The sequence below is a fragment of the Mesobacterium hydrothermale genome (assembly GCF_035818635.1).
GTDB lineage: Bacteria > Pseudomonadota > Alphaproteobacteria > Rhodobacterales > Rhodobacteraceae > Mesobacterium_A > Mesobacterium_A hydrothermale.
The window spans coordinates 99,544-119,851 of the sequence record NZ_JAYLLH010000002.1 but is presented as its reverse complement, the minus strand read 5'-3'; the positions used below and the strand labels follow the sequence as shown (position 1 = coordinate 119,851).

Genomic DNA, 20,308 nt, shown 5'->3' with positions numbered 1-20,308 from the left:
TTATCCTTGTGTCGTGTTGTAATCGTGAATCACGGTCAGACCGTGCATCGTCAAATCGTCTTCGAAGGTGTCGAACAGGTCGACGTTGGACTGGAACAGCGCCGCCAGCCCGCCGGTTGCAATGGTTTTCATCGGGCGGCCGTATTCGGCCCGGACGCGGTCGCAGATGCCCTGCACCAGCCCGACATAGCCCCAGAAGATGCCCGACTGGATGCATTGCACCGTGTTGGTGCCGATCACCTTGTCAGGCATGGAAATATCCACATGCGGCAGCGCCGCGGCCCCCATGTGCAGCGCCTCGAGGCTGAGGTTCACCCCCGGCGCGATGACCCCGCCCACATAAGCGCCGTCCGCGGCCACCACGTCGAAGGTGGTGGCGGTGCCGAAATCGACCACGATCAGGTCGCCGCCATGGCGATCAAAGGCCCCCGCCGCATTGACCAGCCGATCCGGCCCCACCGTGGTGCCCGCATCGACCCGTGGCGGGATCGGCAGGGCGCATTCCGGCTTGCCCACCACCAGCGGGCGGCAGCCAAAGAACCGGTCGGCAAAGACGCGCAGGTTGAACACCACCCGCGGCACGGTCGAGCTGATGATGACATCGGTGATCTTGGCGTCGATCCCGTAATGGCTCACCAGCGTCGAATACCAGGTGAAATAGGCATCCGCCGTGCGCGCGTGATGGGTCGAGGTGCGCAGCGTGCACAGGAACCGCGTGCCGTCCCAGATGGAAAACACGGTATTGGTGTTGCCGCAGTCGATGCACAGAAGCATGTACGCCCCTTTCAGAAGAACACATCCGCCGCCGCGATGGCGACACGCCCCTTGGGGGTCTTTAGGACAAGATTGCCGGTGTCGTCCACCGTCTCGAAACTGCCTGTGGTCTCGGTTGTGCCGGTGCGGGCGGTGATGACCGCGCCCAGCCGCGCCGCCCGGCTCAGCCAGGCGGTGCGCACCGGACCAAAGCCATAGGTCACGAACCGCGCCTCCCAATCGGCATAGGCCAGCGCCAACGCGGTCAGGAAGTCCTCGGGCGTCACCGCCGTGCCGGTCTCCGCCACCAGCGACACCGGCCGCACGGCGCCCGGCTCGAGCTCTTCGGCGCCGGGCGCCGCGGCCAGGTTGACGCCGATGCCGATGGCCAGATGCGCCACCCCCTGCCCCGTGCCCAGGCTTTCCAGCAGGATCCCCGCCACCTTGCCGCCGTTCAGCAAGACGTCGTTGGGCCATTTCAGCGCCAGCCCCCCGGTCCGCCCGGTCACCGCGACAAAGGCATCGTACAGCGCCAGCGACGCCACGAAACTGCGCAACGCCACCTGCCCCGGCGCCTCGGTCGGGCGCAGCACCAGCGTGGCGGCGAAATTCCCCTTCGGCATGACCCAGGGGCGGCCGCGCCGTCCGCGCCCCGCGGTTTGCGCCAGCGCCAGCACCCAGGCCGGCCCGGCCAGCGCCGGCGCGCGCCGCGCCGCTTCGGCCATGGTGCTGTCGACCTCGTTCAGAACAATGCGGTCATACCCGTCCGGCCAGCGCATCCGCGATCCCCTGTCTTTGGTTTTCCAAATACCTCCGCCGGAGGCACGCGCCCGCAGGGCGCCAAAAACAAGCGACGCGCCCCGTGGGGCGCGTCACCTTTCGTCGAACCGGCCAGGGCTCAGTTCACCAGAACCGCTGCCGCCGTCTGCGCGGCGCCCTCGATCCCGAACAGGTTCACGATGCCAACCACCATGATCAGCGCCGAGGCCATCAGGATCCCGTAGAGCAGCGGCGATTTCGCGGTTTCCAGCGCGTCGTCACGCTCGGTCCCGAAATACATGTAGTAAACGATCCGCAGGTAGTAGAACGCCCCGATGACCGACGCCACCACGCCGGCCACCGCCAGCCAGACCAGCCCGGCCTCGTAAGCGGCATTCAGCACGTAAAGCTTTCCGAAGAACCCCACCATCGGCGGCACCCCGGCCAGGCTGAACAGCAGCACCAGCATGGCCAGCGCCCGGCCCGGCTCGCGCTTGGCATACATGTTCAGAGACTGGATATCGGTCACCGGCTGGCCGTCGCGTTCCATCGTCAGGATGAAGGCGAATGTGCCCAGGTTCATGGTGACATAGATCGCCATGTAGACCAGCAGCGCCTGAACCCCGGCCTCGGTGCCCGCGGCAAGACCCATCATCGCATAGCCCATGTGGGCGATCGACGAAAACGCCATCAGGCGCTTGATGTTGGTCTGGCCAATCGCGGCCACGGCGCCCAGGAACATCGACAGCACTGACAGCAGCGCGATCACCTGGCTCCAGTCCTGCACCGCGCCACCGAAGGCGTCATGCATCACCCGGGCGAACAGGCCCATCGCCGCCATCTTCGGCGCGGTGGCAAAAAACGCGGTGATCGGGGTGGGCGAGCCTTCGTAGACATCCGGCGTCCACATGTGGAACGGCACGGCCGAAACCTTGAACGCCATGCCCGAGATCATGAACACCAGGCCCAGCAAAAGGCCGATCCCGATCGGACCCTCGCCCGCCGCCGCCATGATGCCGGCAAACGACGTGGTGCCGGAATAGCCATAGGTCAGCGACGCGCCGTACAGCAGCAGGCCCGACGACAGCGCGCCCAGCACGAAATACTTCAGCCCGGCCTCGGTCGACTTGGCACTGTCCCGGCGGATCGAGGCGACGACGTAAAGCGCCAGCGATTGCAGTTCCAGCCCCATGTACAGCGACATCAGGTCCCCGGCGCTGACCATCATCATCATGCCGACAACCGACAACGCCACCAGCAGAGGGTATTCGAACCGCAGGATACTGCGGCGGCTCATGTAGTCCTGGCTCATGATCAGGACCAGCGCCGCGGCCAGCAGGATCGCGACCTTGGCAAAGCGCGAGAACGCGTCGTCGATGAACATGCCGTGGAAGGCCTGCGTCGCGCCTGCCCCGGTCGAAGCGATCCAGAAGGCCAGCGCGGCCATCACCGCGGCGGTGGCCCAGACCAGCGGCGCGGCCAGCTTGTCCTTGCCGGTATAGACCGCCCCCAGCAGCGCGAGCATGGCGTACAGCGACAGGACGATCTCTGGCAGGATGGTATTGAGGTCAGCGGAAATCATGTGACGTCATCCCTTAGTGGCTGGCAGCGACCTGCACGGCGTCACTCGCCGCGGCCAGGGCCGTCTGGTAGTTGGAAACAAGCGCCTCGACCGACGGGCCGGTGATATCCAGCACCAGCGACGGATAAACGCCCAGAAGCAGGGTCATCACCACCAGCGGCGCAAAGATCGCGCGTTCGCGGGTCGACATGTCGGAAATCGTCTTCAGGCTTTCCTTGATCAGGTCGCCAAAGACCACCCGGCGATAGAGCCACAGCGCATAGCCCGCCGACAGGATCACGCCGGACGTCGCCACCGCGGCCACCCAGGTGTTGGCCTGGAACACGCCCATCAGGGTCAGGAATTCGCCGACAAACCCGCTGGTCCCCGGCAGGCCGACATTGGCCATGGTGAACAGCATGAAGATCAGCGCATAGGCCGGCATCCGGTTGACCAGGCCGCCATAAGCGTCGATCTCGCGGGTGTGCATCCGGTCATAGATCACGCCGACGCACAGGAACAGCGCGCCCGACACGAAGCCGTGGCTGATCATCTGGAAAATCGCGCCATCGACCCCCTGCTGGTTGGCGGCAAAGATACCCATGGTGACATAGCCCATGTGCGCCACCGACGAATAGGCGATCAGCTTTTTCATGTCCTCCTGCACCAGCGCCACCAGCGAGGTATAGACGATGGCGATGGCCGACATCCAGAACACCAGCGGCGTCAGCAACTCGGCCCCGATCGGGAACATCGGCAGGCTGAACCGCAGGAAACCGTAGCCGCCCATCTTCAACAGGATTGCCGCCAGGACGACCGACCCGGCGGTCGGCGCCTGAACGTGCGCGTCGGGCAACCAGGTGTGCACCGGCCACATCGGCATCTTGACCGCGAAGCTGGCAAAGAAGGCCAGGAACAGCATGGTCTGCATCCCGCCCATCACGTGCACGCCAAGGATGCTGAAGCTTTCGGACGAGAACTGGTGCGTCAGCAGCGTCGGGATGTCGGCGGTGCCAGCATCGACATACATCGCCACCATCGCCACCAGCATCAGCACCGAACCGAGGAAGGTGTAGAGGAAGAACTTGAACGACGCGTAAATGCGTTCCTTACCGCCCCAGATGCCGATGATCAGGAACATCGGGATCAGGCCGGCCTCGAAGAACAGGTAGAACAGCACCAGGTCCAGCGCCATGAACACACCCAGCATCAGGGTTTCCAGAAGCAGGAAGGCGATCATGTATTCCTTGACCCGCTTTTCCACCTTCCAGCTGGCGGCAATGGTCAGCGGCATCATAAAGGTGGTCAGCAGCACGAACAGAACGCTGATCCCGTCAACGCCCAGCTTGTATTTCAGGCCGAAGATCCAGTCGCGTTCCTCGACCATCTGAAAGCCGGTGTTGCCGGCGTCGAACTGCGCCAGGATGAACAGCGACACCACGAAGGTGGCGGTGGTCGCGATCAGCGCCAGCCATTTGGCGTTGCGGTCGGCTGCCTCGGTCCCGCCTTTCAGAAAGACGGCGAGGATCAGCGCGGCCAGCGCCGGCAGGAAGGTGACAATGGAAAGAAGGTTATCCATTACTGCGCTCCTCCGCTGAGCGTCATCCAGGTGATCAGCACCGCGATGCCGATGACCATGGCGAAGGCATAGGTAAAGATGTAGCCGGACTGCACGCGCCCCGCGAGCCGGGTGAAGAACGGGATGATCCCCATGGCCACGCCGTTGATCGACCCGTCGATGACCGTGCCATCCCCCTTCTTCCAGAACAGGCGGCCCAGGGCGCGCGCGGGCTGGATGAAGACCACGTCATAGATTTCGTCGAAATACCACTTGTTCAGCAGGAACAGGTACAGCGGACGCTGGTTCTCGGCCAGTTTCTTGGGCAGCGCCGGGTTGATCAGGTAGAACCAGACCGCAACCGCCAGCCCCAGAAGCATGGCAATGAACGGGCTGAGCTTGACCCAGACCGGCGCGTGGTGCGCATCGTCCATCACGGTGTTGTCGGCCGCCATGAAGATCGCCCCTTGCGGCGCGGTTCCGGTGTGATGGTCCATCACCGTTGCGCCATGTGCCGGGTCGGCATGGGCGGCGGCGGGGTCCATCTCTTCGCCATGGCCTGCGTCGGCCGCAGCGTGGGTATCTGCTGCCGCCCCGCGACCGGCCTCGGCCGTTTCACCATGACCGGCATCGGCCACCGCGTGATGCGCCGGCATGCCGAAGAAGGCGGTGACCTTGTCGTGGTCGCCGAAGAACGGCTTGTACCAGACCATCCCGGCAAAAATCGCCCCGATCGCCAGCGCGCCCAGCGGGATCAGCATGACGGTCGGGCTTTCATGGGCATGTTCGTGGGTGTGCTTGTCGCCCCGGGCCTTGCCATAGAAGGTCATGAACATCAGCCGCCAGCTGTAGAAGCTGGTGAACAGCGCCGCGATGACCAGCATCCAGAAGGCATAGCCGCCGTTGGTGCCGGCCCAGGCGCTTTCGATGATCGCGTCCTTGGACACGAAGCCGGCAAAGCCGATCCAGCCGGTCAGCGGGATGCCGACGCCGGTGATCGCCAGGGTGCCGATCATCATCGCCCAGAAGGTATAGGGGATCTTCTTGCGCAGGTTGCCATAGTTCCGCATGTCCTGCTCGTGGTGCATCGCGTGGATGACAGAGCCCGCGCCCAGAAACAGCATCGCCTTGAAGAACGCGTGGGTCAGCAGGTGGAACATGGCCACCGAATAGACGCCCACGCCGGCGGCCACAAACATGTAGCCCAGCTGCGAACAGGTCGAATAGGCGATCACGCGCTTGATGTCGTTCTGCACCAGCCCGACGGTGGCGGCAAAGAACGCCGTGGTCGCGCCCAGGAAGGTGATGAAGGCGGTGGCCTGCGGTGCGTATTCCATCAGCGGCGACATCCGGCAGACCAGGAAGACACCGGCGGTCACCATGGTCGCGGCGTGGATCAGCGCCGACACCGGCGTCGGGCCTTCCATCGCGTCGGGCAGCCAGGTGTGCAGGAACAGTTGCGCCGATTTCCCCATCGCGCCGACGAACAGCAGGAAGGCCAGCAGGTTGGCCGCGTTCCAGTCCGTCCACAGGAAGGTGATCCGGGTTTCCGCCAGCGCGGGCGCGGCGGCGAACACATCGTCAAAGCGGATCGAGTCGGTCAGGTAGAACAGGCCGAAGATGCCAAGCGCAAAGCCGAAATCCCCCACCCGGTTGACCACGAAGGCCTTGATCGCGGCGGCGTTGGCGCTGGGTTTCTTGTAGTAGAACCCGATCAGCAGGTAGGACGCGACGCCCACGCCTTCCCAGCCAAAGAACATCTGCACCAGGTTGTCGGCCGTGACCAGCGACAGCATGGCGAAGGTAAAGAACGACAGGTAGGCAAAGAAGCGCGCCTTGTAATGCTCGCCATGCTTCCAGTTGTCGTCATGCGCCATGTAGCCCATCGAATACAGGTGCACGAGCGCCGAGACCGAGGTGACCACGATCAGCATGATCGAGGTCAGCCGGTCCAGCCGGATCGACCATTCGGTCGACAGCGACCCGCTGTCGATGAAGCGCAGGATGGTGATGTGCTGGGTTTCCGGCCCGTGGGTCAGGAAGACAATCCAGGAAAAGGCGCAGGCCACGAACAGCAGGCCGGTGGTGATCCACATGGCCCCGCGTTCGCCGGTCAGCTTCCAGCCGAACCCCGCGATCAGGCTGCCCACGAGGGGGGCGAAAAGGATAAGCGACTCCATCGGATCAGCCTTTCATCACGTTGACGTCTTCCACGGCAATTGTGCCGCGGTTGCGGAAGAAACAGACCAGGATGGCCAGGCCGATCGCGGCCTCGGCGGCGGCGACGGTCAGCACGAACAGCGTGAACACCTGCCCCGTCAGATCGCCCAGGAAGGACGAGAACGCGACAAGGTTGATGTTCACCGCCAGCAGCATCAATTCGATGCTCATCAGCAGGATGATCACGTTCTTGCGGTTCAGGAACAGCCCGAAGATGCCGATCACGAATAAGACCGCGGCCACGGTCAGGTAATGTTCAAGTCCGATCATCCCTCATCTTCCTCCTTGAGCTTGCACAGGCAGGTGCGGGTGTCGAACCGCATCACGCGGGCCTGTCTGCCCAGTTCTTTTTCGACGTCCACGACGTCCTGCATTGAAAAGCGGGTTTCGCTTTCGATCATCTGGCGGAAATGCGTCTGCACCGCCGCCTCGTAGAATTCCATCTTTTCGGTCGTCACCACGACCTGCTGGCCGGTCCGGCAGGACGCCAGCACATAGGTATAGCCCGCCCCCTGATCCAGCGGCCCGCCCTGCACATGGGCCGACCGCCAGCCGCCGCCGTGGAACAGCACGTCGTAGTACTCGGCCCCGGTGTCGTCGGAACAAACCGGCGGCACGATCGACAAGGCCTGCGCCGACACCGGCAGCAGAAGCGCCAGAAGGATATGCGGCAGTCTTGGCGTCACAGGCCCTGCCCCGGTTTCACGTCGCGCAGTTCCAGCGCCTTGGCCGGATCGCGGTACATCTGGGCCAGCACGTCCTGCCGCTTGATGTCGGTGCGGTGGCGCAGGGTCAGCACGATGGCGCCGATCATGGCGACCAGCAGGATCAGACCCGACAGCTGGAACAGCAGGAAGTAACGGTCATACAGGATCAGACCAAGCGCAGCGGTGTTGGTGGTGCCTTCGGGCGCGGGGTTGGCCAGCTGGCCGCCGGCCACGTCGGACGCCTGCCACGCGCCATAGGCCATGCCCAGCTGCATCAGGATCACCACCCCGATCAGCAGCGCCAGCGGCAGGTATTTCGCCATCTCGGCCTTCAGCTCGGCGAAATCGACGTCCAGCATCATCACCACGAAGAGGAACAGCACCGCCACCGCGCCGACATAGACGATGACCAGCAGCATCGCGACGAATTCCGCGCCCAGCAGGACGAACAGCCCCGCCGAGGACAGGAAGGCCAGGATCAGCCACAGCACCGAATGCACCGGGTTGCGGCTGATCACCGTGAACAGCCCGCCCGCGATGGCGCAGAGCGCGAAGAGGTAGAAGGCGAATACCATCATGTCTGATCGTCCTTTTTATCTTCCATCACCTCGCGCGCCAGTTCCATGGCGCGGGTCATGGCCGGAATGCCGGCGAACATCGACATCTGTGCGATGGTCTCGGCGATTTCATCCTTTGTGGCGCCCGCTTCCAGCGCGTGGCGCACGGTCATGCGCAGCGGCGTGTCGGCCTGTGCGCCCTGCATCGTCAGCCCGGCCAGCGTCAGCAGCAGCCGGGTCTTGGCGTCCAGCCCGTCCTTGCTGACGCCCTTGCCGAACCACATTTCCATGAAGTCCTTGGGCATCGTCGGCCAAAGCTTTTCGAACCCCTTCGGGTTGAAGGATTCCAAGGCGGGATTGAAGGCTTTCGCCATCTCCTGCGCCTGTTCCATCATCAGTTCGAAGGGGGTTTTCGCGGTCATGCCGGCACCCCCATCGTGTCAATTGTATCCGACAAGGTGGCCATCGTGCGGCGATAGCCGGCGGCAACTTCGGGATCGGTGCCGAGATATTCAAGCAACCCGGCCTTGATCTCGTGCCCGAGAACGTCGCGTGTCGCCCGGACCTCGTCCAGCGGGGTGTCGTCGCGCACCCGGTCCAGCGTGGCGCGATCCAGCGCCGCCCGCACCGTATCCGCCCCGACGACCGCCGCGCCATGCGCGACCGCCACGATGGTCAGCGCAGCAGCGCCTTGTTCCAGTTCGATGATATCGAAATTCCCGTCCTGCCCTTCCTGGATGCAGCGCGCAAAGGTCGAGCGCAGACCGTTCGCGCCAAAATCGCGGACGGTCTGAAGCGCTTCGCCCGCGGCGTAGCCTTGCATCGGGTTGAAGGTGCGGGGGGCGAGTGTCATCGGTACGGCGCGTCCAGTTCGAGGTTGCGGGCGATCTCGGCTTCCCAGCGTTCGCCGTTGTCCAGCAGCTTGGCCTTGTCGTAGAACAGCTCTTCGCGGGTTTCGGTCGCGAATTCGAAGTTCGGACCCTCGACGATGGCATCGACCGGGCAGGCTTCCTGGCAGAAGCCGCAGTAGATGCATTTCGTCATGTCGATGTCATACCGCGTGGTCCGGCGGCTGCCGTCGTCGCGCGGTTCGGCGTCAATGGTGATCGCCTGCGCGGGGCAGATCGCCTCGCACAGTTTGCAGGCGATGCAGCGTTCCTCGCCGTTGGGATAGCGACGCAGCGCGTGTTCGCCGCGGAACCGGGGCGACAGCGGCCCCTTTTCATGCGGGTAGTTCAGCGTTGCCTTGGGCGCGAAGAAGTATTTCAGCCCCAGCTGGAACCCCTTGATGAAATCCGCCAGCAGGAAATATTTCGCCGCGCGGCCATAGTCGATCTGTGTCATGTGTCAGGCCCCCGTCGTCCAGCGCGCGAAGGCGCCCCAGAACCAGTCGAATTTCGCGGCGAAGGCAACGAACACCACCCAGAACAGGCTGAACGGCAGGAACACCTTCCAGCCCAGGCGCATCAGCTGGTCATAGCGGTAGCGCGGGGTGATCGCCTTCACCATGGCGAAGATGAAGAAGAAGAACGCCATCTTGCCCACCATCCACAGCACGCCGTCGGGCAGGCCCGGGATCGGCGACAGCCAACCACCGAAGAACAGCAACGACACCAGCGCGCACATCAGGAAGATCGCGATGTATTCGCCGGCCATGAACAGCAGGAAGGGCGTGGCGGAATATTCCACCTGGTAGCCCGCCACCAGTTCCGATTCCGCCTCTGGCAGGTCGAAGGGCGGGCGGTTGGTTTCGGCCAGCGCCGAGATGAAGAACAGGAAGACCATCGGGAAATGCGGCAGCCAGTACCAGCTGAAGAAGCCGAACGATCCGTCCTGCGCCCGCACTATATCGCCGAAGTTCATCGACCCGGTGGACAGGATCACCCCGATGATGATGAGGCCGATCGACACCTCGTAGGAAATCATCTGTGCAGCAGAGCGCAGCGAGCCAAGGAACGGATACTTGGAGTTCGACGCCCAGCCGCCCATGATCACGCCGTAGACCTCGAGCGAGGAGATGGCGAAGACGTACAGGATGGCGACGTTGATATCCGCCAGAACCCAGCCGTCGTTGAACGGGATCACCGCCCAGGCCACCATCGCCATGACGAAGCTGACCAGCGGCGCCAGCATGAACACCGCCTTGTCAGAGCCGGCGGGAACCACCACCTCTTTGACGACGTATTTCAGCGCATCGGCCACGGATTGCAGGATGCCATAGACGCCCACGACGTTCGGCCCCCGGCGCATCTGCACCGCGGCCCAGATCTTGCGGTCGCCATAGACCAGGAACAGGAGCGAGATCATCACAAAGGCCACGACAGCCAGGCATTGCGCCAGGATGATCACGAACGTCCCAAGGGGTGTGGTAAAAAATTCAGCCATCAGGTCCTCACACCATCGGTATTCCGTTTGCTGCGCAGTTGGCGACGACAACCTCGGCGTCGATCGTCTTCAACCCGCGAGGCAGCGCTGGCGAGATGGTGTAAACCGCATCTGCCCGCCAGAGGCCAGCCTCTTCGTATACATTTGTGCGCAAATGGCGCGCAAAACCGTAGCCGCGGATCAGCGCGTATTGCGCAGCCGCGCATTCGGCGTAGTCGTCCACGTCCTGTCCGGTGCGCGCCCCGCGCATTTCCACCAGGAAACTCACCAGGTCGTCCTCCAGCAGCCGGGTTGCGACACCCAGGTACTGCGGCTCGAACGGCGCATCGGCCCTGGGGCCTTCGGCACAGGCCGACAGGCCCAGGCCAAGCCCAAGCGCCAAAAGGGATATGCGCGCGTGTCTGCCACTCATTCCGCCGCCATCGCGTCACCCGCGCGTGCCTTGGCCATGGCCGACAGCTCTGCCATCAGCGCGCTGGCCCGGGCAATCGGGTTGGTCAGATAGAAATCACGCACCGCCGGACGGAAGCTGGCATCGCCCAGCTTGCCGGCCGCGACAGGCTGCCAGTCATTTTCCGGCACCGTGTCGATCTTGGCCAGGTGGGGCACGTCCTTGATCAGCGCCTTGCGCAGTTCAGCCTGCGAATCCCACGGCAGCACCGCGCCCAGTTCGCCCGACAGCGCCCGCAGGATGGCCCAGTTTTCCTTGGCCTCGCCCGGGGCGAACCCGGCGCGCATCGCCAGTTGGGGGCGGCCTTCGGTGTTGACGAACAGGCCGTTTTCCTCGGTATAGGCGGCGCCCGGCAGGATCACGTCGGCGCGATGCGCGCCACGGTCGCCATGGCTGCCCTGGTAGATCACGAAGGCGCCGTCGCCGATCTCGACCTCGTCGGCGCCCAGGTTATAGATCACGTCGGCCTCGGACACGGCGGCCATGCCGGCCTCGGTCACCGCACCCACGTCCATCGCGCCAACGCGGGACGCGGCTGTATGCAGGATCATCAGCTTGGACCCGGCGGCTTCGGCCATCTGCATACAGGTGCCCAGAACGGCAGCGCCATCGGCCTCGTTCAGCGCGCCCTGCCCGACGATCATCACGCCCTTGACGCCCTGTTTGTCGGAATGATCCATCGCCGCCAGCATCGCCAGCGCGGCACGGTCGGTGCCGATGTGGCTGACGTCATAGGTCAGATCCGCCGGCTGACCGATCAGCGCGACCTTGGCACCGCGCGCCCAGGCCTTGCGGATCCGGGCGTTCAGCACCGGCGCCTCGTCGCGCGGGTTGGTGCCGATCAGCAGGATCATGTCCGCCCCGTCGATATCCTCGATCGTTGCCATGCCGACATAGGCCGAGCGGTTTCCCGCGGGCAGTTTCGCCCCGTCGGTGCGGCATTCGACGACACCGCCCTGCCCCTCGACCAGCGCCTTGAGGCTATAGGCCGCTTCGACCGGGGCCAGGTCGCCCACGATGCCCGCCAGTTTCGACGCGTCCTTGATCTTGCTGGAGGCCAATCCCAGCGCCTCGGGCCAGGAGGCGGGACGCAGACGCCCGTTTTCCCGGACATAGGGCTTGTCCAGCCGCTGACGGCGCAGACCGTCCCAGACAAAGCGGGTCTTGTCGGAAATCCATTCCTCGTTCACGCCGTCATGGTTGCGCGGCAGGATGCGCATGACTTCGCGGCCCTTGGTATCGACCCGGATGTTCGAGCCAAGCGCGTCCATCACGTCGATGGTTTCGGTCTTGGTCAGTTCCCACGGACGGGCGGTAAAGGCATAGGGTTTCGACACCAGCGCACCGACCGGGCACAGGTCGATGATATTGCCCTGCAGGTTCGAGGCCAGCGTCTGGTTCAGATAGCTGGTAATCTCGGAATCCTCGCCGCGGCCGGTCTGGCCCATCTGGGTGATGCCCGCGACCTCGGTCGTGAAGCGCACGCAGCGGGTGCAGGAAATGCAGCGCGTCATGTGGGTTTCGACAAGCGGGCCCAGGTTCAGGTCATCGACCGCGCGCTTGGGTTCGCGGAAACGGCTGAAATCGACGCCATAGGCCATGGCCTGATCCTGCAGGTCACATTCGCCGCCCTGGTCGCAGATCGGGCAATCCAGCGGGTGGTTGATCAGCAGGAATTCCATCACCCCCTCGCGGGCCTTCTTGACCATGGGGCTGTTGGTTTTCACCACCGGCGGCTGACCTTCCGGCCCCGGGCGCAGGTCGCGGACCTGCATCGCGCAGCTTGCGGCAGGCTTGGGCGGGCCGCCCACGACCTCGACCAGGCACATCCGGCAGTTGCCCGCGATCGACAACCGTTCATGGTAGCAGAAGCGCGGCACCTCGATCCCGGCCTGTTCACAGGCCTGGATCAGCGTCATCGCGCCGTCCACTTCCAGTTCGATCCCGTCGATGTTGATCTTGCGCAGGTCGCTCATTTGCATGTTCCGCTTATTTGCCACACGCCGGGGCCTTCTGGGCTGCTCCGCCGGGCGGTCATTTTCGGTACGGGTGACGAGCGATACCGCTCGGCACAGCTTTTCCGGCCAAGGTCGAGCGCGATGCGCGCCGCGACCTGCCGGTCAATGGATTGCGGGGCCACGTAAACCGTGAACCCGCGGTTGGTGTCATCGGCGATCAGCTCGGCGCAGATCGTGCCGGGATCGGCCTGCCGGGCGCCGGTGCAGGGCATCCCCGAGAGCGCGGCACTGGCCGCGAATATCAGCGCCGTCCCGATCATTTCACCCTCAACAGTTTGCCAATGGCGCTGCCACGCGCGATTTCATCTTCGCCCAAGGTGCAATAGGCGGCATAGTCGCCGATGGTCACGCCCTTGGTCTTCAGATACGCCTCGCCCCGCGCGCGCATCCGGTCCTTTTCCGATTTCGACGACACATAGGCCTCGATCTCGGCATCGGAATATCCCAGGCCACGGGCCGCATCCTTGAGCGAACTGAGATAGTTCAGCGCCCGGAACATCCGCGCATCCAGCGTATCGCAGCGCTTGCGCAGTTCGTCCGCGATGGCCACGGCCAGCAGGCCGTCGTCAATTTGTTTGACCTCGCGCAGCGGCGGCAGCGCATGCGCCTGCCCCGCCAGCAGGGCAGCCACCAGCGCCCCGGTCAGAAGTCGTTTCATGGGATATCTCCTTTCAGCAGAAAACCCCGCGCGGCCAAAGCCGCCCGGCGTCTGCGAAAGCTGGGGCTTCGACGGCGTGTTATGCAATAACGCCCCCGTCAAAGCCCTGATATCCCGGCACATCTTCATTCTACGCACGTGCCCCGCAAGATCAGCTTGTCACCATCGAATTGCAGCGCATCGTCCGGGGTGTCAGGCCCCAGTTGCCAGTCCACATCAGAGGTGCCGATATAGCCGATGCAGAATTTCGTCGCCTCGTAGCGCCCGGCTTCACGCGCGCCGGTCAGGCCCTTGGACACCGGGCCGATGGCGACGGTAAAGGCTCCTGGGGCTTCCTTGCCCACGGCGCGGGCACGGCCGCTGTAGATCTGCCCATCGAATTCGTGGACATTTTCCTTGCTGCCACCGCAGGCCGCCAGCGCCAGCAGGCCGGTGACAATCAGCACGGTCCTCATTCCCCTGCCCCCCCGTTGGCAAACGCAAAATCGCGGGTCTCTCCACCCGTCTGGTATGTCATGTTGCCCTGCCCGGACGCGGTCAGGGTGATCTCGGCCTGTGTGGTGCCCTGCGGCAGGTCCTGGTTGCGGGTCATCCGCACGGTGCGGCCATCGGGCAGACGACAGGCAAAGCTTGCGCGTTCACCATGTTGCGGCACGCGCACGGTGATCCGGCTGCCATCCTTAGTGCGTGACATTTCACTGTGCAGCAGCCCGTCGGACAGCCCGCAGGTCGTACCCCTGGGAAAATCAAGAAAGCTGACCGACACGTCGGCCCCTGCGGCCTGCGGAGCCTTGGCCAGGAACGGCACGGCCACCGGTCCGCCCGAACAGGCGGCCAGCGAAACCGTTGCGGCACCAAGGGTCATGACCATCCGCATCCCCCTACTCCGCCGCCACGGCGCAGCCATGGCTGCGCCACAGTGTTGCATCCTTGAGCCAGCCCCAGCCGAACGCGTGATCGCTGTCGCCGTGGGTCTTGCGATGGTCCAGCCGGGTCAGCGCCTCGTCCAGCGTCGGCGTATGCCCGAAAGGCACCCACCACATGACAAAATGCATTTCGCCCAGAACCTCGAACCAGTCCTGACGGCGGTCATAGAACTGCTTGTGCACGGTTTTCCAGACAAAGGTTTCAAGGCTTGCCACGTCTTCCCAGACCGTCAGGTTCGACACGAATTGCGGATCGCCGCCGATCTTGGCATCGGTATTGCCGGTGCCGGGTTCCCCCGACCCTTCCATCATCCAGACGAAACCGGGCATGCGCTTGCCCATGCCGTTGATCCGGTCGAGGTTTTCCATGAACTCGGCCACGCGCGGATCATCGGTGGGCGCCAGCAGGCGACCCACGTTCAATTCCGCAAGGTGGTGACCGAAGGGCTGCATCAGATCACTCCGCCGCCATCGCGCCGCTGCGGCCCGATTTCTGCGCCTTGATCCGGTCCTCGATTTCCTCGCGGAAATTGCGGATCAGACCCTGGATCGGCCAGGCCGCCGCGTCACCAAGGGCGCAGATGGTGTGGCCTTCGACCTGCTTGGTCACTTGGAACAGCATGTCGATCTCTTCCAGCTCGGCCTCGCCGCGCACAAGGCGGTCCATCACCCGCATCATCCAGCCGGTGCCTTCCCGGCAGGGCGTGCACTGGCCGCAGCTTTCGTGCTTGTAGAACTTCGACAACCGCCAGATCGCCTTGATGATGTCGGTGGACTTGTCCATCACGATCACCGCCGCCGTGCCCAGGCCCGAGCCCAGTTCGCCGCGCAGGTAATCGAAATCCATCACCGCGTCGCGCATCTTTTCGCCACGCACACACGGCACGGACGAGCCGCCGGGAATGACCGCCAGCAGGTTGTCCCAACCGCCGCGAATGCCGCCGCAATGTTTTTCGATCAACTCTTCGAAGCTGATCGACATCGCCTCTTCCACGACGCAAGGGTTGTTGACGTGGCCGCTGATCGCAAACAGCTTGGTTCCGGCGTTGTTCTGGCGGCCGAAGCCTGCGAACCACGATGCGCCGCGGCGCAGGATCGTTGGCACGACGGCGATGGATTCCACGTTGTTCACCGTGGTCGGGCAGCCATACAGGCCAGACCCCGCCGGGAACGGCGGCTTCATGCGCGGCATGCCCTTCTTGCCTTCCAGGCTTTCCAGCAGGGCGGTTTCCTCGCCGCAGATATAGGCGCCGGCGCCGTGGTGCAGGAACAGATCGAAATCCCAGCCCGATCCGGCAGCATTCTTGCCCAGAAGGCCGGCGTCATAGGCTTCGTCGATGGCGTTTTGCAGGGCTTCACGTTCGCGGATGTATTCGCCACGGATGTAAATATAGCAGGTGTGCGCCTGCATCGCGAAACTGGCGATCAGCGCGCCCTCGACCAGCGTGTGCGGGTCGTGGCGCATGATTTCGCGGTCCTTGCAGGTGCCCGGTTCCGATTCATCGGCGTTGATCACCAGATAGGCCGGGCGGCCGTCGCTTTCCTTGGGCATGAACGACCACTTCAACCCGGTGGGGAAGCCCGCGCCGCCGCGCCCGCGCAGACCGCTGGCCTTCATCTCGTCGATGATCCAGTCGCGGCCCTTGGCGATGATGGCGGCGGTGCCGTCCCAGTGGCCACGCGCCTGCGCGCCCTTCAGGCTGCGGTCATGCATCCCGTAGATATTGGTAAAGATCCGGTCCTGATCCTTCAGCATCGCTCGGTCCTATTCCTTGTCCTTCTGACGCGCGCGCCAGAGTCCGTAAACCATCCATATCGCCGTGCCGAACCCGGCCAGCGCCAGCAGGTCGAACAAAGCGCGGGTGCGCTGCGTCCAGTCCAGCCAGCTGCCAAGGGCGGTGACACCGATCCAGTACAGACCGACCCCGGCGATCACCAAGGCGGTGATGCGCCCCTGCCGGGCCAGGTTGTCGGTGTCCTTGCTCATCCCTTGTCAGCCCTCAATACACGTCGCCCTTGTCCACACGCTTCGAGAACTCGGTCTCGCCGCCCGTGGCCAGAAGTTTTGCCTGTTCGACCCAGTTGTCGCGGGTCACGCGCCCCTTGAAGCCCTTCAGGTTGGCATCGACCCAGGCCACCTCGTCCGCCGTCCAGTCCGCGATCTGGTCGAAGTGGTAAAAGCCCAATTCGTGGCAAAGCTGTTCCAGCTTCGGCCCGATGCCCTTGATCCGTTTCAGGTCGTCCGGGCCACCGTCGCGGGCCGCGGCCAGACCTGCGGGCTTGCGCCCCTCGTCGCTGCCTTCGGCCACGCCGTCGCCATCACGATCGGCAGCTGCATCGCCGTCGCCGGGCGCGTCATCGACCGGGGCAGGTTCCTCGGACACCACCGCCACCGGGGCGGGTTCCGGGGCCTTGACCTCTGTCACGGGCTTTGCCGCCGCCGGGGCGGGTGCTGCCGCCGGGGCAACCGGGGCAGTCGCGACCGGGGCGGGCTGGGTCACCGGGGCGACCGGGGCCGGAGCGGGCATCGCGCTGACACCCAGTTTCGGAACCCCGGCGCAGAACAGCCAGGTGAACAGCAGACCCAGCAGCACACAGGCGATCACGCCCAGCACCACCGCCGCGCCAAGAGTGTAGTGTCCGGCCAGGGCCAGCAGCGCGGTCACCACGCAAATCGCCGCGGCCGTCAGCCAACAGCGTACAGAACACCCAGTTCCACCGGACATATCACTCATATCTCACACTCCAGTCTCAGTTCGATGACGTCACTCGTCGTAGACGCTTCCCTTCTTCACGCGCGCGGAAAACTCCGTCGCGCCCCCGGCGGCCAGTGTCTTGGCCTGTTCGACCCAGTTGTCGCGGCTGACGCGGCCCTTGAACCCTTCGAGGTTCTGGTCGACCCAGGCGACCTCGGCCGCGGTCCAGTTGGCGATCTGGTCGAAGTGGAAGAAGCCCAGCGTGTTCAGCAGCGCCTCCAGCTTCGGGCCGACGCCTTTGATTTCCTTTAGGTTATCCGCTCCGCCTTCGCGCGCTTCGGTCAGCGCCTCGGGCTTTGTGCCCTCGGACGGCGCGGCGTCTTCGACCTTGGCCTCGGGCTTGGGTGCAGGCTTGGCCTTGGGCTTGGCTTTCGGCGTTTCGGGCTTGGCTGACGCGCCGGTCTGCCACGGGGTCAAAAGCGGCACTTCGGTCCCGTCGATGCGTTTCACCGTGTCGCCGATATCCACCGCCAGCTGCGCCGACGCGTTGTACTGCGTGCGACCCGAGTCATGCGCGGACAGCGAGGTCAGTCCGGACTTCGGCTCGGCGGCATAGCGGCCGTTCTGCGGGCCCGGCACCGGCACCTTGCCGGCGGCCAGGTCATCAAGGATCTCGGCGAAGCGGTCTGCGGTCAGGTCTTCATAGTAATCCTTGCCCATCTGGACCATCGGCGCGTTGGAACAGGCCCCCAGGCATTCGACCTCTTCCCAGCTGAACTTGCCGTCGGCGGACAGCTGGTGCGGCTTCGGCGCGATCTTTTCGCGGCAGACGGCCATCAGGTCCTCTGCCCCGCAGATCATGCACGACAGCGTCCCGCAGACCTGCACATGGGCGACAGAGCCGACCGGCTGCAACTGGAACATGAAATAGAAGGTCGCGACTTCGAGCACGCGAATATAGGCCATGCCCAGCATGTCGGCCACGGCTTCGATCGCGGGGCGGGTCAGCCAGCCCTCTTGTTCCTGCGCGCGCCACAGCAGCGGAATAACCGCGCTGGCCTGGCGGCCTTCGGGATACTTGGTGATCTGGGCTTCGGCCCACGCCTGGTTGGCAGGGGTAAAGGCAAAGCTGTCGGGTTGCTCGGGGTGCAGGCGGCGCAGCATCAGGAACAGGCTCCTGTGGTCAGTTGGATGCCACCGTCCTGAAGCTCGACGGCTTGTTCGGCGGCAAGTTTATAAGAACCGATCTTCAGCAACTGCTCGCGGGTCAGGCCCGTTTGCAGCGCAACCGGCTGGTAATCGCTTTCGCCGACCATCTTGCAGCCGACAGAGGCGACGGCCTCGTCATACCATTGCAACTGGTCCTGCGTCACGCCTTGCGGCGGGATCGCGCAGGCGGCCAGAAGGCCAAGCGCGGAACAGGCGGCAACAACGCGGATCATCGGTCGATCTCCCCGAACACGACGTCCATGGTGCCGACGATGGCGGCCACGTCGGCCAGTTGGTGCCCCTTGGCGACGTGATCCATCGCCTGCAGGTGCAGATAGCCCGGCGCGCGCAGCTTGGCCCGGTAGGGTTTGTTGGTGCCATCGGCAACAAGGTAGACACCGAATTCGCCCTTGGGCGCCTCGACCGCTGCGTAAACCTCGCCGGCGGGAACGTGGAAACCTTCGGTATACAGTTTGAAGTGATGGATCAGGCTTTCCATCGAGGTCTTCATGTCGCCGCGCTTGGGCGGGGTCAGCTTGCCGCGCGCCAGAACGTCGGTCTGTGCGTCAGGCTCGCCCAGCTTGACGATGGCCTGCTTGATGATCTTCACGCTTTCGCGCATCTCGGCCATGCGGACGAGGTAGCGGTCATAGCAGTCGCCGTTCTTGCCGATGGCGACCTTGAAGTCGAATTCGTCGTAGCATTCATAAGGCTGCGCGCGGCGCAGGTCCCAGGCCAGCCCGGATCCGCGCACCATCACGCCAGAAAAGCCCCATTGCTGGATCTCTTCCTCTGTCACCACGCCGATATCGGCGTTGCGTTGCTTGAAGATGCGGTTCTCGGTCAGCAGCCCGTCGATGTCATCCAGCACGGCGGGAAATTCATCGGCCCACTGGTCGATATCGGCCAGCAGGTCGGGCGGCAGGTCCTGGTGCACGCCACCGGGGCGGAAATAGGCCGCGTGCAGACGCGCGCCGCAGGCCCGTTCATAGAACACCATAAGCTTTTCGCGTTCCTCGAAGCCCCACAGCGGCGGCGTCAGCGCGCCCACGTCCATGGCCTGCGTAGTCACGTTGAGCAGGTGGTTCAGCACCCGGCCGATTTCGGAATAGAGGACGCGGATCAGGCTGGCGCGGCGCGGCACGACAGTGCCGGTCAGCTTTTCGATGGCAAGACACCAGGCGTGTTCCTGGTTCATCGGCGCCACGTAATCGAGGCGGTCGAAATACGGCAGGTTCTGCAGGTAGGTGCGGCTTTCCATCAGCTTTTCGGTGCCGCGGTGCAGCAGGCCGATATGCGGGTCGCACCGCTCTACGATCTCGCCGTCCAGCTCCAGCACCAGGCGCAACACGCCGTGGGCTGCAGGGTGCTGCGGCCCGAAGTTGATGTTGAAGTTACGGATCTTCTGCTCTCCCGACAGCGCGTCGGTGCTGCCGTCATCGAATTTGGATCCCGTCATGTCTCTTCTTCACCTTTTTTTTGGCCGCCTGGGCCATCAAGCGTTTGCGCACGAAGTAGATCAGCAGGAACCCGGTGAGCGTGGCGCCCACGATGCCGATATACGTTCCGACCGCGTAGTGTCCGTTGTAGAGGCTCAGAAAGTTCTGCGTCGCGCCCTCGCTCACGAACAGGCCGTAGGCCTCGAACGCGATCAGCGGCCAGGACAACAGCAGCGTGAGCGCCGCCAGCAACCGGACCATGCTCGGCGCCGCGAACCATCCCAGGACGGCGCCCAGAATCCACGCCTGCGGCTTCATCGCCACAGCCATGGCGGCCAGCCACATCATGTCCGAGACCATCAGGTTGCCCACGCAGTCCCCACTTTCCTTCCCCTGTCACCACGGCCAGGT

Annotated in this window: 26 protein-coding genes; all 26 read right to left on the bottom strand. The window is 64.2% G+C overall.

From position 1 onward, the window contains the following. The 26 genes from VK792_RS02055 to VK792_RS01930 all read right to left on the bottom strand — a co-directional run bounded on the left by VK792_RS02055 (position 1) and on the right by VK792_RS01930 (position 20,269). On the bottom strand, positions 1-774 hold the full coding sequence (locus VK792_RS02055; protein WP_326295683.1) for a type III pantothenate kinase: 774 nt from the start codon (positions 772-774) through the stop codon (positions 1-3). Positions 775-785: 11 nt separating this feature from the next. Further along, positions 786-1,532 carry a biotin--[acetyl-CoA-carboxylase] ligase gene (locus tag VK792_RS02050; RefSeq protein WP_326295682.1) on the bottom strand — a complete coding sequence of 249 codons (747 nt, stop codon included), beginning with the start codon at positions 1,530-1,532 and terminating at the stop codon, positions 786-788. Positions 1,533-1,651: 119 nt separating this feature from the next. Next, on the bottom strand, positions 1,652-3,094 hold the full coding sequence (nuoN, locus tag VK792_RS02045) for an NADH-quinone oxidoreductase subunit NuoN (RefSeq protein WP_326295681.1): 1,443 nt from the start codon (positions 3,092-3,094) through the stop codon (positions 1,652-1,654). 13 nt (positions 3,095-3,107) lie between these two features. Further along, the gene (locus VK792_RS02040; protein ID WP_326295680.1) at positions 3,108-4,652 is read right to left on the bottom strand and encodes an NADH-quinone oxidoreductase subunit M; all 1,545 of its coding nucleotides are present in this window, start codon (positions 4,650-4,652) and stop codon (positions 3,108-3,110) included. Then, positions 4,652-6,811, bottom strand: a complete 2,160-nt coding sequence (nuoL, locus tag VK792_RS02035; protein WP_326295679.1) for an NADH-quinone oxidoreductase subunit L — start codon at positions 6,809-6,811, stop codon at positions 4,652-4,654. The genes VK792_RS02040 and nuoL overlap by 1 nt, the downstream gene beginning before the upstream one ends. A gap of 4 nt (positions 6,812-6,815) precedes the next feature. After that, complete coding sequence (gene nuoK, locus VK792_RS02030; protein ID WP_326295678.1) at positions 6,816-7,121, bottom strand: NADH-quinone oxidoreductase subunit NuoK; 306 nt, start codon at positions 7,119-7,121, stop codon at positions 6,816-6,818. Further along, positions 7,118-7,537 (bottom strand): hypothetical protein, encoded by a 420-nt coding sequence (locus tag VK792_RS02025; protein ID WP_326295677.1) that lies wholly within the window; start codon positions 7,535-7,537, stop codon positions 7,118-7,120. Before VK792_RS02025 ends, nuoK begins: the two co-directional genes overlap by 4 nt. Beyond that, entirely contained in the window at positions 7,534-8,136 is a 603-nt protein-coding gene (locus VK792_RS02020; protein WP_326295676.1) for an NADH-quinone oxidoreductase subunit J, read from the bottom strand. Before VK792_RS02020 ends, VK792_RS02025 begins: the two co-directional genes overlap by 4 nt. Next, positions 8,133-8,537, bottom strand: coding sequence for a carboxymuconolactone decarboxylase family protein (locus tag VK792_RS02015; RefSeq protein WP_326295675.1), 405 nt, complete (start codon positions 8,535-8,537; stop codon positions 8,133-8,135). Before VK792_RS02015 ends, VK792_RS02020 begins: the two co-directional genes overlap by 4 nt. Next, positions 8,534-8,968: a hypothetical protein gene (locus VK792_RS02010; RefSeq protein WP_326295674.1), complete on the bottom strand. Its 435-nt coding sequence runs from the start codon at positions 8,966-8,968 to the stop codon at positions 8,534-8,536. The genes VK792_RS02015 and VK792_RS02010 overlap by 4 nt, the downstream gene beginning before the upstream one ends. After that, the gene (gene nuoI / locus VK792_RS02005; RefSeq protein ID WP_326295673.1) at positions 8,965-9,459 is read right to left on the bottom strand and encodes an NADH-quinone oxidoreductase subunit NuoI; all 495 of its coding nucleotides are present in this window, start codon (positions 9,457-9,459) and stop codon (positions 8,965-8,967) included. Before nuoI ends, VK792_RS02010 begins: the two co-directional genes overlap by 4 nt. Positions 9,460-9,462: 3 nt before the next feature. Continuing rightward, positions 9,463-10,500 carry an NADH-quinone oxidoreductase subunit NuoH gene (gene nuoH / locus VK792_RS02000; protein ID WP_326295672.1) on the bottom strand — a complete coding sequence of 346 codons (1,038 nt, stop codon included), beginning with the start codon at positions 10,498-10,500 and terminating at the stop codon, positions 9,463-9,465. Between the two features lie 7 nt (positions 10,501-10,507). Beyond that, positions 10,508-10,912 carry a YNQ4 family lipoprotein gene (locus VK792_RS01995; protein WP_326295671.1) on the bottom strand — a complete coding sequence of 135 codons (405 nt, stop codon included), beginning with the start codon at positions 10,910-10,912 and terminating at the stop codon, positions 10,508-10,510. Further along, a complete protein-coding gene (gene nuoG / locus VK792_RS01990; RefSeq protein WP_326295670.1) occupies positions 10,909-12,927 on the bottom strand; it encodes an NADH-quinone oxidoreductase subunit NuoG in 2,019 nt (672 codons plus the stop codon). Before nuoG ends, VK792_RS01995 begins: the two co-directional genes overlap by 4 nt. Next, the gene (locus tag VK792_RS01985) at positions 12,924-13,229 is read right to left on the bottom strand and encodes a hypothetical protein (RefSeq protein WP_326295669.1); all 306 of its coding nucleotides are present in this window, start codon (positions 13,227-13,229) and stop codon (positions 12,924-12,926) included. The genes nuoG and VK792_RS01985 overlap by 4 nt, the downstream gene beginning before the upstream one ends. Beyond that, a complete protein-coding gene (locus VK792_RS01980) occupies positions 13,226-13,627 on the bottom strand; it encodes a DUF5333 domain-containing protein (protein WP_326295668.1) in 402 nt (133 codons plus the stop codon). The genes VK792_RS01985 and VK792_RS01980 overlap by 4 nt, the downstream gene beginning before the upstream one ends. Before the next feature lie 125 nt (positions 13,628-13,752). Beyond that, positions 13,753-14,082 carry a hypothetical protein gene (locus VK792_RS01975; RefSeq protein WP_326295667.1) on the bottom strand — a complete coding sequence of 110 codons (330 nt, stop codon included), beginning with the start codon at positions 14,080-14,082 and terminating at the stop codon, positions 13,753-13,755. Beyond that, on the bottom strand, positions 14,079-14,498 hold the full coding sequence (locus VK792_RS01970; RefSeq protein ID WP_326295666.1) for a hypothetical protein: 420 nt from the start codon (positions 14,496-14,498) through the stop codon (positions 14,079-14,081). The genes VK792_RS01975 and VK792_RS01970 overlap by 4 nt, the downstream gene beginning before the upstream one ends. A gap of 10 nt (positions 14,499-14,508) precedes the next feature. Then, positions 14,509-15,006 carry a DUF3291 domain-containing protein gene (locus tag VK792_RS01965; RefSeq protein ID WP_326295665.1) on the bottom strand — a complete coding sequence of 166 codons (498 nt, stop codon included), beginning with the start codon at positions 15,004-15,006 and terminating at the stop codon, positions 14,509-14,511. A 4-nt stretch (positions 15,007-15,010) separates the two neighbouring features. Further along, positions 15,011-16,309, bottom strand: a complete 1,299-nt coding sequence (nuoF, locus tag VK792_RS01960; RefSeq protein ID WP_326295664.1) for an NADH-quinone oxidoreductase subunit NuoF — start codon at positions 16,307-16,309, stop codon at positions 15,011-15,013. Between the two features lie 9 nt (positions 16,310-16,318). Continuing rightward, positions 16,319-16,540, bottom strand: a complete 222-nt coding sequence (locus VK792_RS01955) for a DUF5337 domain-containing protein (protein WP_326295663.1) — start codon at positions 16,538-16,540, stop codon at positions 16,319-16,321. A gap of 13 nt (positions 16,541-16,553) precedes the next feature. After that, positions 16,554-17,288 (bottom strand): helix-hairpin-helix domain-containing protein, encoded by a 735-nt coding sequence (locus VK792_RS01950; RefSeq protein WP_326295662.1) that lies wholly within the window; start codon positions 17,286-17,288, stop codon positions 16,554-16,556. Between the two features lie 30 nt (positions 17,289-17,318). Next, entirely contained in the window at positions 17,319-18,413 is a 1,095-nt protein-coding gene (gene nuoE / locus VK792_RS01945) for an NADH-quinone oxidoreductase subunit NuoE (protein ID WP_326295661.1), read from the bottom strand. Continuing rightward, the gene (locus tag VK792_RS01940; RefSeq protein ID WP_326295660.1) at positions 18,413-18,691 is read right to left on the bottom strand and encodes a hypothetical protein; all 279 of its coding nucleotides are present in this window, start codon (positions 18,689-18,691) and stop codon (positions 18,413-18,415) included. The genes nuoE and VK792_RS01940 overlap by 1 nt, the downstream gene beginning before the upstream one ends. Beyond that, positions 18,688-19,917 carry an NADH-quinone oxidoreductase subunit D gene (locus VK792_RS01935; RefSeq protein ID WP_326295659.1) on the bottom strand — a complete coding sequence of 410 codons (1,230 nt, stop codon included), beginning with the start codon at positions 19,915-19,917 and terminating at the stop codon, positions 18,688-18,690. The genes VK792_RS01940 and VK792_RS01935 overlap by 4 nt, the downstream gene beginning before the upstream one ends. Beyond that, positions 19,895-20,269, bottom strand: a complete 375-nt coding sequence (locus VK792_RS01930; protein ID WP_326295658.1) for a hypothetical protein — start codon at positions 20,267-20,269, stop codon at positions 19,895-19,897. Before VK792_RS01930 ends, VK792_RS01935 begins: the two co-directional genes overlap by 23 nt. Positions 20,270-20,308: the final 39 nt, after the last annotated feature.

What these genes read in the sequence shown, in the direction of transcription:
- VK792_RS02055 (WP_326295683.1), bottom strand. Translation starts at nt 774, where the DNA reads ATGCTTCTGTGCATCGACTGCGGCAACACCAATACCGTGTTTTCCATC.
- VK792_RS02050 (WP_326295682.1), bottom strand. Translation starts at nt 1,532, where the DNA reads ATGCGCTGGCCGGACGGGTATGACCGCATTGTTCTGAACGAGGTCGAC.
- nuoN (WP_326295681.1), bottom strand. Translation starts at nt 3,094, where the DNA reads ATGATTTCCGCTGACCTCAATACCATCCTGCCAGAGATCGTCCTGTCG.
- VK792_RS02040 (WP_326295680.1), bottom strand. Translation starts at nt 4,652, where the DNA reads ATGGATAACCTTCTTTCCATTGTCACCTTCCTGCCGGCGCTGGCCGCG.
- nuoL (WP_326295679.1), bottom strand. Translation starts at nt 6,811, where the DNA reads ATGGAGTCGCTTATCCTTTTCGCCCCCCTCGTGGGCAGCCTGATCGCG.
- nuoK (WP_326295678.1), bottom strand. Translation starts at nt 7,121, where the DNA reads ATGATCGGACTTGAACATTACCTGACCGTGGCCGCGGTCTTATTCGTG.
- VK792_RS02020 (WP_326295676.1), bottom strand. Translation starts at nt 8,136, where the DNA reads ATGATGGTATTCGCCTTCTACCTCTTCGCGCTCTGCGCCATCGCGGGC.
- VK792_RS02015 (WP_326295675.1), bottom strand. Translation starts at nt 8,537, where the DNA reads ATGACCGCGAAAACCCCCTTCGAACTGATGATGGAACAGGCGCAGGAG.
- VK792_RS02010 (WP_326295674.1), bottom strand. Translation starts at nt 8,968, where the DNA reads ATGACACTCGCCCCCCGCACCTTCAACCCGATGCAAGGCTACGCCGCG.
- nuoI (WP_326295673.1), bottom strand. Translation starts at nt 9,459, where the DNA reads ATGACACAGATCGACTATGGCCGCGCGGCGAAATATTTCCTGCTGGCG.
- nuoH (WP_326295672.1), bottom strand. Translation starts at nt 10,500, where the DNA reads ATGGCTGAATTTTTTACCACACCCCTTGGGACGTTCGTGATCATCCTG.
- VK792_RS01995 (WP_326295671.1), bottom strand. Translation starts at nt 10,912, where the DNA reads ATGAGTGGCAGACACGCGCGCATATCCCTTTTGGCGCTTGGGCTTGGC.
- nuoG (WP_326295670.1), bottom strand. Translation starts at nt 12,927, where the DNA reads ATGAGCGACCTGCGCAAGATCAACATCGACGGGATCGAACTGGAAGTG.
- VK792_RS01985 (WP_326295669.1), bottom strand. Translation starts at nt 13,229, where the DNA reads ATGATCGGGACGGCGCTGATATTCGCGGCCAGTGCCGCGCTCTCGGGG.
- VK792_RS01980 (WP_326295668.1), bottom strand. Translation starts at nt 13,627, where the DNA reads ATGAAACGACTTCTGACCGGGGCGCTGGTGGCTGCCCTGCTGGCGGGG.
- VK792_RS01975 (WP_326295667.1), bottom strand. Translation starts at nt 14,082, where the DNA reads ATGAGGACCGTGCTGATTGTCACCGGCCTGCTGGCGCTGGCGGCCTGC.
- VK792_RS01970 (WP_326295666.1), bottom strand. Translation starts at nt 14,498, where the DNA reads ATGGTCATGACCCTTGGTGCCGCAACGGTTTCGCTGGCCGCCTGTTCG.
- VK792_RS01965 (WP_326295665.1), bottom strand. Translation starts at nt 15,006, where the DNA reads ATGCAGCCCTTCGGTCACCACCTTGCGGAATTGAACGTGGGTCGCCTG.
- nuoF (WP_326295664.1), bottom strand. Translation starts at nt 16,309, where the DNA reads ATGCTGAAGGATCAGGACCGGATCTTTACCAATATCTACGGGATGCAT.
- VK792_RS01955 (WP_326295663.1), bottom strand. Translation starts at nt 16,540, where the DNA reads ATGAGCAAGGACACCGACAACCTGGCCCGGCAGGGGCGCATCACCGCC.
- VK792_RS01950 (WP_326295662.1), bottom strand. Translation starts at nt 17,288, where the DNA reads ATGAGTGATATGTCCGGTGGAACTGGGTGTTCTGTACGCTGTTGGCTG.
- nuoE (WP_326295661.1), bottom strand. Translation starts at nt 18,413, where the DNA reads ATGCTGCGCCGCCTGCACCCCGAGCAACCCGACAGCTTTGCCTTTACC.
- VK792_RS01940 (WP_326295660.1), bottom strand. Translation starts at nt 18,691, where the DNA reads ATGATCCGCGTTGTTGCCGCCTGTTCCGCGCTTGGCCTTCTGGCCGCC.
- VK792_RS01935 (WP_326295659.1), bottom strand. Translation starts at nt 19,917, where the DNA reads ATGACGGGATCCAAATTCGATGACGGCAGCACCGACGCGCTGTCGGGA.